The sequence below is a fragment of the Reyranella sp. genome (genome assembly GCF_030651995.1).
In the GTDB taxonomy this organism is placed as follows: domain Bacteria; phylum Pseudomonadota; class Alphaproteobacteria; order Reyranellales; family Reyranellaceae; genus Reyranella.
The window spans coordinates 20,546-32,269 of record NZ_JAUSBN010000047.1 but is presented as its reverse complement, the minus strand read 5'-3'; the positions used below and the strand labels follow the sequence as shown (position 1 = coordinate 32,269).

General features: G+C 68.0%; 14 protein-coding genes. 9 read left to right on the top strand and 5 right to left on the bottom strand.

What is annotated here, in order from left to right:
* Nucleotides 1-71 precede the first annotated feature (71 nt).
* Genes Q7V45_RS13935 through Q7V45_RS13925 form a run of 3 tightly spaced genes read left to right on the top strand, consistent with a single transcriptional unit; the run spans nt 72 to nt 2,252 of the window.
* Nucleotides 72-1,175: a malate/lactate/ureidoglycolate dehydrogenase gene (locus Q7V45_RS13935; RefSeq protein ID WP_304852948.1), complete on the top strand. Its 1,104-nt coding sequence runs from the start codon at nt 72-74 to the stop codon at nt 1,173-1,175.
* A gap of 26 nt (nt 1,176-1,201) precedes the next feature.
* Complete coding sequence (locus Q7V45_RS13930) at nt 1,202-1,822, top strand: glutathione S-transferase (RefSeq protein WP_304852946.1); 621 nt, start codon at nt 1,202-1,204, stop codon at nt 1,820-1,822.
* Between the two features lie 7 nt (nt 1,823-1,829).
* Entirely contained in the window at nt 1,830-2,252 is a 423-nt protein-coding gene (locus Q7V45_RS13925) for a cupin domain-containing protein (RefSeq protein ID WP_304853203.1), read from the top strand.
* Here the strand turns inward: Q7V45_RS13925 and Q7V45_RS13920 are convergent.
* The gene (locus Q7V45_RS13920) at nt 2,249-3,130 is read right to left on the bottom strand and encodes a DMT family transporter (RefSeq protein ID WP_304852944.1); all 882 of its coding nucleotides are present in this window, start codon (nt 3,128-3,130) and stop codon (nt 2,249-2,251) included. The two genes, Q7V45_RS13925 and Q7V45_RS13920, sit on opposite strands and share 4 nt — an antisense overlap.
* Nucleotides 3,131-3,218: 88 nt before the next feature.
* Between Q7V45_RS13920 and Q7V45_RS13915 the strand changes: the two genes are divergently transcribed.
* On the top strand, nt 3,219-3,968 hold the full coding sequence (locus Q7V45_RS13915) for a DUF1499 domain-containing protein (RefSeq protein WP_304852942.1): 750 nt from the start codon (nt 3,219-3,221) through the stop codon (nt 3,966-3,968).
* Between the two features lies 1 nt (nt 3,969).
* Here the strand turns inward: Q7V45_RS13915 and Q7V45_RS13910 are convergent, their stop codons facing one another.
* From Q7V45_RS13910 to Q7V45_RS13895, 4 genes are all read right to left on the bottom strand, one after another.
* Entirely contained in the window at nt 3,970-5,400 is a 1,431-nt protein-coding gene (locus Q7V45_RS13910) for a HAMP domain-containing sensor histidine kinase (protein WP_304852940.1), read from the bottom strand.
* 9 nt (nt 5,401-5,409) lie between these two features.
* Nucleotides 5,410-6,831, bottom strand: coding sequence for an NAD(P)/FAD-dependent oxidoreductase (locus Q7V45_RS13905; RefSeq protein WP_304852937.1), 1,422 nt, complete (start codon nt 6,829-6,831; stop codon nt 5,410-5,412).
* A 1-nt stretch (nt 6,832) separates the two neighbouring features.
* Nucleotides 6,833-7,540, bottom strand: a complete 708-nt coding sequence (locus Q7V45_RS13900; protein WP_304852935.1) for a TVP38/TMEM64 family protein — start codon at nt 7,538-7,540, stop codon at nt 6,833-6,835.
* A 79-nt stretch (nt 7,541-7,619) separates the two neighbouring features.
* Nucleotides 7,620-8,267 carry a glutathione S-transferase family protein gene (locus Q7V45_RS13895; protein WP_304852933.1) on the bottom strand — a complete coding sequence of 216 codons (648 nt, stop codon included), beginning with the start codon at nt 8,265-8,267 and terminating at the stop codon, nt 7,620-7,622.
* Between the two features lie 114 nt (nt 8,268-8,381).
* On the opposite strand from Q7V45_RS13895, the gene rpmH reads away from it, so the two are divergent.
* Genes rpmH through yihA form a run of 5 tightly spaced genes read left to right on the top strand, consistent with a single transcriptional unit; the run spans nt 8,382 to nt 11,719 of the window.
* Entirely contained in the window at nt 8,382-8,516 is a 135-nt protein-coding gene (gene rpmH, locus Q7V45_RS13890; protein ID WP_068199953.1) for a 50S ribosomal protein L34, read from the top strand.
* A gap of 5 nt (nt 8,517-8,521) precedes the next feature.
* Nucleotides 8,522-8,893, top strand: coding sequence for a ribonuclease P protein component (rnpA, locus tag Q7V45_RS13885; protein ID WP_304852928.1), 372 nt, complete (start codon nt 8,522-8,524; stop codon nt 8,891-8,893).
* A 52-nt stretch (nt 8,894-8,945) separates the two neighbouring features.
* The gene (gene yidD, locus Q7V45_RS13880; RefSeq protein WP_304852926.1) at nt 8,946-9,212 is read left to right on the top strand and encodes a membrane protein insertion efficiency factor YidD; all 267 of its coding nucleotides are present in this window, start codon (nt 8,946-8,948) and stop codon (nt 9,210-9,212) included.
* Nucleotides 9,213-9,236: 24 nt separating this feature from the next.
* Nucleotides 9,237-11,057, top strand: coding sequence for a membrane protein insertase YidC (gene yidC, locus Q7V45_RS13875; protein ID WP_304852923.1), 1,821 nt, complete (start codon nt 9,237-9,239; stop codon nt 11,055-11,057).
* Nucleotides 11,057-11,719 (top strand): ribosome biogenesis GTP-binding protein YihA/YsxC, encoded by a 663-nt coding sequence (gene yihA / locus Q7V45_RS13870; RefSeq protein WP_304852920.1) that lies wholly within the window; start codon nt 11,057-11,059, stop codon nt 11,717-11,719. The genes yidC and yihA overlap by 1 nt, the downstream gene beginning before the upstream one ends.
* Nucleotides 11,720-11,724: the final 5 nt, after the last annotated feature.

Here is an 11,724-nt window from a genome sequence, read left to right as displayed (position 1 = left end):
GCTGCTTCGGCGTTGACAGCGTCGTGACGACGCGGAACCTTGCCGCCCGAAACGTGAAGGGGAGACGAGAGATGGCCGAAGGGCAAGGATCCGTGGGCGAAATCCGCATCGAGCCCGACCGCCTGCACGGCTTCACCATGGCCATTTGCCGGGCCGACGGCAGTTCCGCCGAAGAGGCGAAGCTCGTCGCCGATCATCTCGTGCTCGCCAACCTGTTCGGCCACGACAGCCACGGCGTCGGCATGATGCCCTCCTATATCCAGAACACGATGAACGGCGCCTGCCGGCGCAACCACCACGCCACGATCGACCGCGACAACGGCGCGGTGATCGTGGTCGACGGTGGCGCCGGGTACGGTCAGGTCATCGCCAAGGAGGCGATGGACATCGGCATCGAGCGGGCGAGGAAGCACGGCGTCTGCGTCGTCGGCCTGAAGAACTCCCACCATATCGGCCGGATCGGTCACTGGGGCGAGCAGTGCGCGCGCGCCGGCCTGGTGAGCACGCACTGGGTGAACGTGCACGGCCACAAGTCGCTGGTGGCGCCGTTCGGCGGCGCCGAGGCGCGCTTCACGACCAATCCCTACTGCACGGCCATTCCGCGCAAGGGGCAGGAGCCGATCGTGCTCGACTTCGCGACCAGCCAGGTGGCGATGGGCAAGGTTCGGGTCGCCAACAACAAGCAGATCCAGATGGAGGAAGGCCTCCTGATCGATGCCGCCGGCAACGCCACGACCGAACCCGGCGTGATGTACAATGCCCCTTACGGCGCCATCCTGCCGTTCGGCCTGCACAAGGGCGGCGGCCTGGCCGTGATCTGCGACCTGCTGGCCGGGGCGCTGACCGGTGGGCGCACGCACAGTCCCCGCACGATCAAGAAGGACGGCACCGACATCATCAACAACATGCTGTCGATCATCATCGATCCCGACTCGATGGGCGGCACCGCCTTCTTCGAGGACGAAGTCGACACCTTCATCGACTGGGTGAAGTCGGCGAAGCCGCAGCCCGGCGTCGACGAAGTGCTGATGCCGGGAGAGCCCGAGCGGGCGCGCCGGATCGATCGCGAGAAGAACGGTGTGCCGATCGACACGACCACCTGGCAGCAGCTCGTGGACACGGCCCGCAAGGTGCGTTTGAACGATACCGATATCCCGCAGATGGCCGGCGCCTGACGCGACCGGATGACAGGAGACCGACCATGGCCAAGATGAAGCTCTATTACTCGCCGGCGTCGCCCTATGCCCGCAAGGTCAGGGTGCTGGCGATCGAGACCGGCCTCGACAAGAAGATGGACATGGTGAACGTGGCTCTGACGCCGGTCGCGCCCAATGCCGATGTCGACAAGCACAATCCGATCGGCAAGATCCCGGCCTTGTCCACGAAGAACATGGACCTCTTCGACTCGCCCGTGATCTGCGAGTATCTCGACAGCCAGCACAAGGGCCGCAAGCTGTTCCCGCGCAAGGGACGCGAGCGCTGGATGGCGCTGCGCCAGCAGGCCATGGCCGACGGCCTGCTCGATGCCGCACTGCTTGCCCGCTACGAGGGCTTCCTGCGGCCGGAGGAGAAGCGCTGGCCCGACTGGTCGAAGGGCCAGATGAAGAAGATCGACGGCGTGCTCGACCAGCTCGAGGCCGAATCCAAGGCGCTCAAGGGCAAGCCCACGATCGGCACCGTCTCGATCGCCTGCGCGCTGGGCTATCTCGACTTCCGCTTCGGGCATCATGACTGGCGCGCGAAGCGGCCGAAGCTCGCCAAGTGGTTCGCCGCCTTCGCCAAGATGCCGTCGATGAAGGCCACGGTTCCGCCGCCGGCCTGACGTCATGATGACCGCCGACCAGATCATCGCCCGCCTCGGCCTGCAGCCGCATCCCGAGGGCGGCCACTACCGCGAGATGTTCCGTGCCGCCGCCGGAACCGGCGGGCGCGGCGCCAGCACCGCGATCTTCTTCCTGCTGAAGGCCGGCGAGCGTTCGCACTGGCACAGGGTCGATGCCGACGAGGTCTGGCATCACTATGACGGCGCGCCGCTCGAGCTTTCGATGAGCGACGAGGGGCGCACGGTGCGCCACCTGCGTCTCGGCCGCGACTTCGGTCTGGGCGAGACACCGCAGATCGTCGTGCCGCGCGGTGTCTGGCAGGCGGCGCGGTCGCTCGGCAACTGGACCCTGGTCGGCTGTACGGTCGCACCGGCGTTCGATTTCGCGGGCTTCGAACTCGCTCCGCCCGGCTGGCAGCCGGGCGTTTAGCGTTTCCACAGCTCGCGCGAGGCCAGCACGGCGCCGATCGTGACGAGCAGTGCGGCGGCGATCAGCGTGCCGGTCGGTTCGGCAAGTCCGAAGGCAACCAGGATCGCGGTCGAGAGGATGGGCGTCGCATAGGAAATCGCGCCCAGGGCGCGGATATCCCCGCGCTTCACCGCATGGTCCCAGAAATAGAACGCCGATCCGGCGGGCCCGAGGCCCAGCGCCAGCACCGCGAGCCAGGCCGTGCCGCTGGCGGGCCAGACGGTGCGCTCGAAAACGAGATGGCAGGCGAGCGAGAGCAGGGCCGATGCGGCGCAGAAGGCGGCGATGGCGTCGGTCGGTGTTTCCCCGAAGCGGCGCGACAGGACCGAGTAGATCGACCAGGCGAAGGCGCAGCCCAGGGCCAGCAGGTAGCCCAGCGCATGGCTGTCGGCGAAGCTCAGTCCGCGGCCGAAAGCCAGCAGGGCGACGCCCGAGAAACCCAGCGCGGCGCCCGCGAGATGCGGCCAGTGCAGCCGCTCGCCGGCCAGCGGCGCCGAGAGCAGCACGATGAGGAGCGGCCACAGGTAGTTGATCAGGTTGGCTTCGGCCGGCGGCGCGAGCTGCAGGGCGGCGAAGTAGAGGGCGTGGTAGCCGAACAGGCCGCCGATCCCGAGCAGCCAGACGGGCGCCGGCCAGCCCACGAGGCCGGCCCAGCCGACTCCGTTGGCCCGGGCTCGGACGATGCCGATGGCGGCGCCGACCGCGAACGTCATCGCCACCATCTGGAAGGGCGGGATCGGTCCGGCGGACACCGAAAGGAGGGCGAGCGAACTCCACAGGCAGATCGAGATCAGGCCGGCCGCCATGGCCCGGCGGCGGACGGTGTCGGCTGTCGTCATCGTGGCCGCATAGAGAACGGGACGGGGATTGTCGAGCAGATGCGCGGACGCCGATTCACGGTTACGATATCGTTGCAGCGGAGCCTGAATGTTCGTTAGGCCGACCAATCCGATCAGTCATCGACTGGCGCGTATCGCCTTCATCCTAGCGACCGTCGGGTCGCTGATCGTAGCCGTTTCCGGGCCTCTGCACCGCTTTCTCGGCCTCGACATCGAGGCTGCGATCGCGGTCTTCCGCTACGGATTCTATCTGACGGTGGCCGGCGTCGCGCTGGGGCTCGCCACCATCCTTCCCGCCCGGCCGGGGGACCGGCGCCGCGGCAGTGTTGCCGCCTTCCTCGCCATCGTGATCGGCGGGGCCGGCGCGTGGGTGCCGCTGCACTGGTTCCTGCATGCGCAGCAGCGCCCGGCCATCAGCGACATCACGACCGACATGGCCACGCCGCCGCCGCTCGTGGCGACGGCCCAGTTGCGTCGGGGGGCCCCCAATCCGCCGGCCTATCCGAAGGAGAACGCCTCCCTCCAGCGCGCCGCCTTCCCCGACATCGAGCCCGTCCTGCTGGCCGTGCCGCCGGTCGAGGCCTTCAAGCGCGTCGAGCGCGTGGCCACGGCACTGGGCTGGGAGATCGTGGCGCGGGTCCCGGCGGACGGTCGCCTGGAAGCCGTCGTGACCAGCCCGTGGTTCGGCTTTCGCGACGACGTCGTCGTCCGCGTTCGTCCCCAGGGGACCGGCAGCCGGATCGACATCCGCTCGAAGAGCCGCAACGGCGAGGCCGATCTCGGGGGCAACGTCGACCGCGTCCGCGCCTTCCTTGCGCGGCTGAAGAGCGAGGGGTGATCTAGGCGCTCGGCAGGGTGAAGCCGAAGAGCGTGCCCTGCGCGTTCGATTCGATCAGGGTGAGGTCGCCGCCATGCAGGCGCACCAGGTCGCGGGCGATCGCGAGGCCGAGACCCGTGCCGCCCTGCCGGCCACCGGTGGTGAAGGGCCGGAAGAGCTGCCTGGCCACCACGGCGGGCACGCCGGGCCCATTGTCGGCAATTTCGACCAGGAGGAAGCTGCCGCTGCGCCGGGTGCGTAGGGTGACGCTCGTCGCGCCGGCCTCGAAGGCATTGCGCCCGAGATTGACGAACACCCGGTAGAGCAGGTCGCGGTCGCAGCGCGCCATGCCGCCGGTGCCGATCTCGTTGACCCAGCTGCGCACGAGGTTGGGATCCTTCTCCTCGCCCTGCTCCTGCAGCGCGATTCCGACCTCGTCGACGAGGTCGGCAAGATCGACGTCGGCCAGCCGGGGCGAGGGCTTGTCCCGGACATATTCGATGGCGTCGCTGGCCAGGCGTGCGGCGCGGTCGATCGTGCTGAGGATGGTCGGCGCCAGCGCGCGCGTGCGCTCGTCGTCGCTGCGCGCCAGGCGATCTGACAGCAGGCGCGCCGTCGCGAGCATGTTGCGCAGGTCGTGGTTGATCTTGTTGGTCGCGGCACCGACCTCGGCAAGGCGCGACTTCTGGCGCAGCGAGGTGCGCAGCTCGCGCTGCAGGATCTGGAACTCGCGGTCGACCACGCCGATCTCGTCGTTGCGCCGCACCGGTGCGCGGTCGGTGCCGGCCTCTTCCGGCGCGCGGCGAAAGTCGGTCATGGCCCGGGAGAGGTCCTGCAGCGGCCGGATGACCAGCCAGCGCAGCGCAAGATAGAGCAGGGCGGCGGTGAACAGCGCGATGATGATCGACAGGAGGAGGATGCGGCTCGTGTAACCGTACATGGCGGCGCGCATCGGCATTTCATCGACGACGATCCAGACCATGGCGCCGGGCATCCGCATCGATTCGCCACCCACCCGGATGTAATGCGAGCCATCGCGAACCATTGCCTCCAGCGCGTCCCAGATCAGGCCGAGCGCGCCGCGATCCTTCAGGTTGAAGCCCTGCATCTCGGGCCGCGGCTCGATGTTCATCAGCGCACGCTTGGGCTTGTTCGGCTCGACCAGCACGACCGCCTCGACGCGGGCGTGCGCCAGCAGCGAGCCCTTCACCTGCTCCGTCACCATGTTGTCGGGCGTGGCGTCGAGGGCGAGCGCCGCCAGGGTGCCGCTCTCGATCAGCTGCTCGAGATAGACCAGCCGGAAACGCGCGATCGAGGGCAGGAAAATCGCGACCTCGGCCGTCATCACCGCGACGATCACGAGGCCCAGAATGCGCCACGACAGTCCGAAGGTCGCGGTCCGCCGGCGTGCGGGACGGGCAGTGTCTGCCGGCAGGGTGACGTCGGCGCTCATCGAATGCTTCTACCAGACCGGCAATCGCGCGAGAAACCGCACGAGAAGCCGCGTGCGGGCGCCGAACAGGGCTTCGGTGTAGTAGCTCCCGGCGGCCCGCTTGGCGGTCTCGCCGAGCGTCGGATAGGGCGGCACGAAGCTCGCCAGGGTCGAGATCTTCAGGCGGCCGGACAGGGCCAGGCACCAGCTCTGGATCAACTCGCCGGCCTGCGGCCCCGCGATGCCCGCCCCCAACACGTGGCCGCGTCCGTCGGTCACCACCTTCAACAGCCCGTCGGTTTCGCGCTCGGTCTGGGCGCGATCGTTCTCGGCGAAGGTCCAGCGCAGCACCTTGACGCCGTCGCCGTGCTTCGCCCGCGCGTCGCGCTCGTTGAGGCCGACCTGCGCCAACTCGGGATCGGTATAGGTCGCCCAGGGCACGATGCCGGGATCGAGCTTCGCCGGGGCGCGGAACAGGGCGCCGCGGATGAACAGCGAGGCCTCGTGGCCCGCCATGTGGGTGAAGGCATAGCGGCCGTTGCAGTCGCCGATCGCCCAGACGTTGCGGTTGGAGGTGCGCAGCGAATCGTCGACCGTGATGCCGCGCCTGTCGTGGGCAATACCGGCCTTTGCGAGATCCAGGCCGTCGGTCGTCGGCGCGCGACCGGTCGCCACCAGAAGGTGCGAGCCCTCGACGCGACCGCCCTCCTCGAGCACGGCCGCGATCCCGCCCGAGGTGCGCTCGATGCCTTTGACCCTCGTCTTCTCGCGCAGCTCCACGCCTTCGCGGCGCAGGCGCGCGACGACGATCGCGGCGAGTTCGGGATCGTCCTTGGCCAGGCAGGTTGCCGCTTCCAGCACGGTCACGCGCGCGCCGAGGCGACGGAAGGCCTGCGCCATCTCGAGCCCGATCGGGCCGCCTCCCAATACGACGAGGTGCGACGGCAGCGTGCGATTGGCGAAGATCGTCTCGTTGGTGAAGTGCGGCACCGCGTCGAGGCCCGGCACGGGTGGCAGGGTGGGGCGGGAACCGGTCGCGAGCACGATGCGCTTGCTGCGGATGCGGTGGAGCCCGGCCTGCAATTCGGTGCGGCCGGTGAAGCGCGCCTCCTCCTGCAGGACGCGCACGCCGAGCTTTTCGAACCGCTCGACCGAGTCGTTGGGCGCGATGGCGGCGATCACGCCGGCGACGTGATCCATCACCTTGCCGAAATCGACCGTGGGCTCTACCGGCGCGATGCCGAAGGCCGCGCCGCTGCGTTGCGCCTGGGCCAGGCGGGCGGCGGCGATCAGCGCCTTCGAGGGCACGCAGCCGAAGTTGAGGCAGTCGCCGCCCATCAACGCGCGCTCGATCAGCACGACGTCGAGACCGAGCTGCGCGGCGCCGGCCGCGACCACCAGCCCGGCGGAGCCGCCGCCGACGACGCAGACGTCGGGGGTGAGCAGGCTCATTTCACGCCGGGGGCTGCCGGCGCAGGCGGGCGATGACGACCGGCAGAAGCGCTAGCGCGGCCAGCCCGAGCAGAGGCAGCAGGATGTGCCATTCGAAGATGATGCCGAGATTGGGCTGCTCGCCGCGCTTCAGCACCGCCCCGAGGCCCGCCCCGACGCTCGCATAGACGATCGACGCCGGCACGATGCCCAGCAACGTCGCCAGCGCGTAGCGCTTGAGCTGCATGCCGAGGAGCGCCGGGACGATGTTGATCAGCCAGAAGGGAAAGACCGGCACGAGTCTCAGAAAGAGGAGGTAGCTGAAATCGTTGTGCCGGAACCCCTCCTCGAGACGCGCCAGCGTCGCGCCGGCACGGGCCCGGAAGAGGTCGCGAAAGGCGTAGCGCGCGGCCAGGAACACGGCGATCGATCCCAGGGTGGCGGCGACCACCGACAGGCAGGCGCCGGTCCAGGTGCCGAACAGGAAGCCCCCCACCGGCGTCGCCACCACGGCGACGGGCAGGGAAAAGGCGACCATGAAGGCATAGGCCAGCACGAAGGTCAGGCCGGCGAGCAGACGATGCTCGGCAACCCAGGCCGTCAGCGTGGCCTTGTGACGGGCCAGCATCTCGAACGAGATATAGCGCTCGAGCCCGAGCAGCAGGAAGATCGCCAGTCCCGCCAGAAGGATTGCCACTGGCAGCAGCCGGCGCAGTGTCGATGTGTTCATCTGGCCCTTCGTCTCGCCCCACCGCGATATTGACCCTGTGGCGACGATCCACAAAGCACATGCTGTCACGCCTGAGTGACTATCGGGCCGGGGCCGGAAGACCAGGCTCCGTCGCGGCGAAGCTCGGACGCGCCCCCAGTCGTTGCCACCAGGCGGCGAGCCGGGGGCGTGCGGCCAGCAGCTCCGCCCCGCGCGGGGACTGCGCGAAGTAGGCGACCATCGCTCCCAGATGACAGTCGGCAAGCGAGATGTCGGAGCCCGTCAACCATGTCTCCGCCGCCGCCAGGGCCTCCAGCGCGTCGAGCACCCTGGCGGCAGACTCGAGACCCTTCTCCAGCTCCGCGGCATCGCCCGCCGCGCCCATGTGGGGCCGAACGACATCGTGAACGAAGACCTGCCGTACCAGCGGCCAGTAGGCGTAGGCGTCGACCACACCCACGATCTGATCCATGCGGGCGAGCCGCTTCGGGTCGGCGGGCTGGAGGGCCGGACCGGGAAAGGCGCGATCGACGTATCGGGTGATGGCGCCCGTTTCGTAGAGGGCGAAGCCGTCGTGAACGAGGGTCGGCACCCGGCCGAACGGATGGAGCGCGAGATAGTCGGCCGGGACATCGGCCGCGAACGGGTTCACTTCGACCTGCTCGTAGGCCAGCCCCTTCTCCGCCAGCACCAGGCGGACGATGCGTACATAGACGCTGTAGCGGTAGCCATGAAGAATGAGGGCCATCAGGCATCCTAGCCCTCGTTGACTCTGAAGGGTCACACGCTTATTACCCTCGCCCACGGAATTCGCCCCTTGTGCACCGCGCAGGGGCTTTGTTGTGTTTTAAGGAGTTGCGTCATGAAACGCACCTATCAGCCGAGCAAGCTGGTCCGCGCCCGTCGGCACGGCTTCCGGTCCCGTATGGCGACCGTCGGTGGCCGCAAGGTCATCGCGAACCGCCGCCGGTCTGGCCGCAAGCGTCTGTCGGCCTAGTCCTATTGGCTGCGGCGCGCCTCGGGCGTCTGCCGAATCGTAGCGACTTCCTGCGCGTCCAGGCCGGGCGGCGATGCGCCATGCCCGGCTTCGTGCTGCAGACGGCTCCCGTTCCAGCCGATCTCGCCGGGCCCGCCATCCGGGTCGGCTTCACCGTCAGCCGCAAGGTCGGCAATGCCGTCGTGCGCAACCGGGTCCGCCGCCGTCTGCGCGAGATCGCCCGCCAGGTCATTCCGCAATCGGCCAGGGCCGATCATGACTATGTGCTGGTCGGCCGCCAGGGCGCCCTCGGCCGCGATTTCCTCGCGATGCGGGGCGAGTTGCAGGAGGCCCTTCGGCGCCTCAAGGCGCTTGCGACCCCCATAGCGACGCCATGACGTGCATTGGCAGCTTGCGCCGGAGCGCTTAAATCGCCAGTTTCCGGGCCGCATGATGTCCAAGGTCCTGCGCGGCGCGATTCGCTTCTACCAGCTCACGCTCGCCTACTTCTTCGTCGGAGCCTGCCGCTACGAGCCCTCGTGCTCGGCTTACGCGGTCGACGCCCTGTCGAAGCATGGCGCGGCGCGGGGAAGCTGGCTTGCTGCCCGTCGACTGTGCCGCTGCGGCCCCTGGGGCGCCGGCGGCTACGATCCCGTTCCGCCGTCCGGCGCCCACGCGCGCGCGCCGCTTTCCTGTCACCCTGCCCGGCGCTCCTGACGCGCCACGAAAGATCGCCGACCAATGGATCAGAAGAACTTCATCGTCGCCATCGTCCTCTCGGTGCTGATCATCGTGGGCTGGCAGGTGGCATTCCCGCCGTCCAAACAGGCGACCAATACGACCCAGCAGCAGGCGACGACGCAGTCCGGCGCCCCCGCCGCGCCGACCGGACAGCCGGGCGCTCCCGGCACGCAACCCGGTCCGGGCGCCGCGCCGACGCAGCAGCGGGTGGTTGGTCGCAGCGAGGCCGTGGCGCTCACGCCGCGTGTCACCTTCAATACCGCCGAACTCACGGGCTCGATCTCGCTCAAGGGCGCGCGCATCGACGACGTGCAGCTCGTCAAGTATCGCGAGACCATCGATCCCAAGAGTCCGCCGGTGCCCGTCCTGTCGCCGGTCGGCAGCGCGCATCCCTATTACGCCGAGTTCGGCTGGTCCTCGTCCGATGCCGCCATCAAGGTCCCCGGCCCCGAAACGGTGTGGACCTCGGACTCGCCGACGGTGGCGCCCGGCAAGCCTGTCAGGCTGACCTGGGACAATGGCGAAGGGTTGGTGTTCGGCCTCACGGTTTCGATCGACGAGTTCTTCATGTTCGACGTGAAGCAGAGCGTCGAGAACAAGACCGACAAGCCGGTGACCCTTTTCCCGTGGAGCCTCATCGTCCGCTACGGCGAGCCGGTCTATGAGGGTATGTACATCCTCCACGAGGGTCCCTACGGCGTCTTCGACGGCACGCTCAAGGAATTCAGCTACTCCGACTTCAAGGGCAACAAGCAGCAGAAGATCGCGACGACAGGCGGCTGGGTCGGCATCACCGACAAGTACTGGATGTCCGTGCTGGTGCCCGATCAGAAGTCCAAGGTCGACGTTTCGATCAGGCAGACCGGCGCCGGCACCGACGTGAAGTATCAGGTCGACTATGTCGGCGGTGGCGTGGCCGTTGCACCCGGCGCGACGACGACGACCGACGCCCGCCTGTTCGCCGGCGCCAAGCTGGTGCGCGTGATCTCCGACTACGAAGACAAATACGGCATCGAGAAGTTCGACCTGACGATCGATTGGGGCTGGTTCTGGTTCTTCACCCGACCGCTCTTCTGGTTGCTCGAGTGGCTTTACGTCCATCTCGGCAATTTCGGGCTGGCGATCCTGACGCTGACCGTCATCGTCAAGCTGGTGTTCTTCCCGCTCGCCAACAAGTCCTACGCGGCGATGAGCAAGATGAAGCGGCTTCAGCCCGAGATGGAGAAGCTCAAGGAGCGTTATGGCGAGGACCGCCAGCGCATGAACCAGGAGCTGATGCAGCTCTATCGCCGCGAAAAGGTGAACCCCGCGGCGGGCTGCCTGCCCATCCTGGTGCAGATCCCTGTGTTCTTCGCGCTCTACAAGGTGCTCTACACCACCATCGAGATGCGCCATCAGCCATTCTACGGCTGGATCAAGGACCTGTCCGCGCCCGATCCGCTCACGATCCTGACCGGCTTCGGCGTGTTTCCGTGGGACGTTCCGTCGTTCCTGCACTTCTTCAACATAGGCATCTGGCCCATCATCATGGGCGTCACGATGTACCTGCAGCAGAAGCTGAACCCGCAGCCGACCGATCCGGTGCAGGCGCGCGTGTTCCAGTTCCTGCCGATCCTGTTCACCTTCATGCTGGCGCCCTTCGCCGCCGGCCTGGTGATCTACTGGGCGTGGAGCAACACGCTGTCGATCGCGCAGCAGTACATGATCATGCGCCGCCACGGCACACCGATCGGCAACAAGGCCGTTGTCACCACACCCGCGCCGGCGCCTGCCACCCCCGACAACAAGAAGGGCGGCAAGGGCTCCGGTAAGAAGAACTGATGCCGGACAAGTCACCCGACGAGATCGAGAAGGGGCACTCGGCCGCCGAGATCGAGGCCGCGCGCAAGCTGTTCGCGGGCCCCTGCGACTTCGTCTCGGGCGCCGCGTCGATCGAGTCGCTGCCGGGCATTTCGCTGCCGGAAGTGGCCTTCGCCGGACGCTCCAACGTCGGCAAGTCGAGCCTGGTGAACGCCCTCACCGGCCGGCGCACCCTGGCGCGCGTCTCGGCCAATCCCGGCCACACGCGGCAGGTCAATTTCTTCAACCTGGCCGACCGGCTGATGCTGGTCGACCTGCCGGGCTACGGCTTCGCCAAGGTCTCGCGCTCGATGAAGGAAACGTGGCAGGACCTCGCCTCGGCCTATCTGCGCGGCCGTCCGACCCTGATGCGCATCTTCGTGCTGATCGACGGCCGTCACGGCGTGAAGGAGAGCGACCGCGAAACGATGCGCAACCTCGACAGCGCCGCCGTTTCCTACCAGCTTCTCCTCACCAAGACCGACTACTTGCGTGCCGCCGACCTGCCGCGCGCCGTCAAGGCTGCGGAGGCCATAGCCCGCAAGCACGGCGCCGCCCATCCCGAGGTCCTGCCAACCAGCAGCGAGACCGGCTTCGGCATTCCCGAACTCCGCGCGGACATCGTGGCCGTCGCACAGGTCTAGGGTCT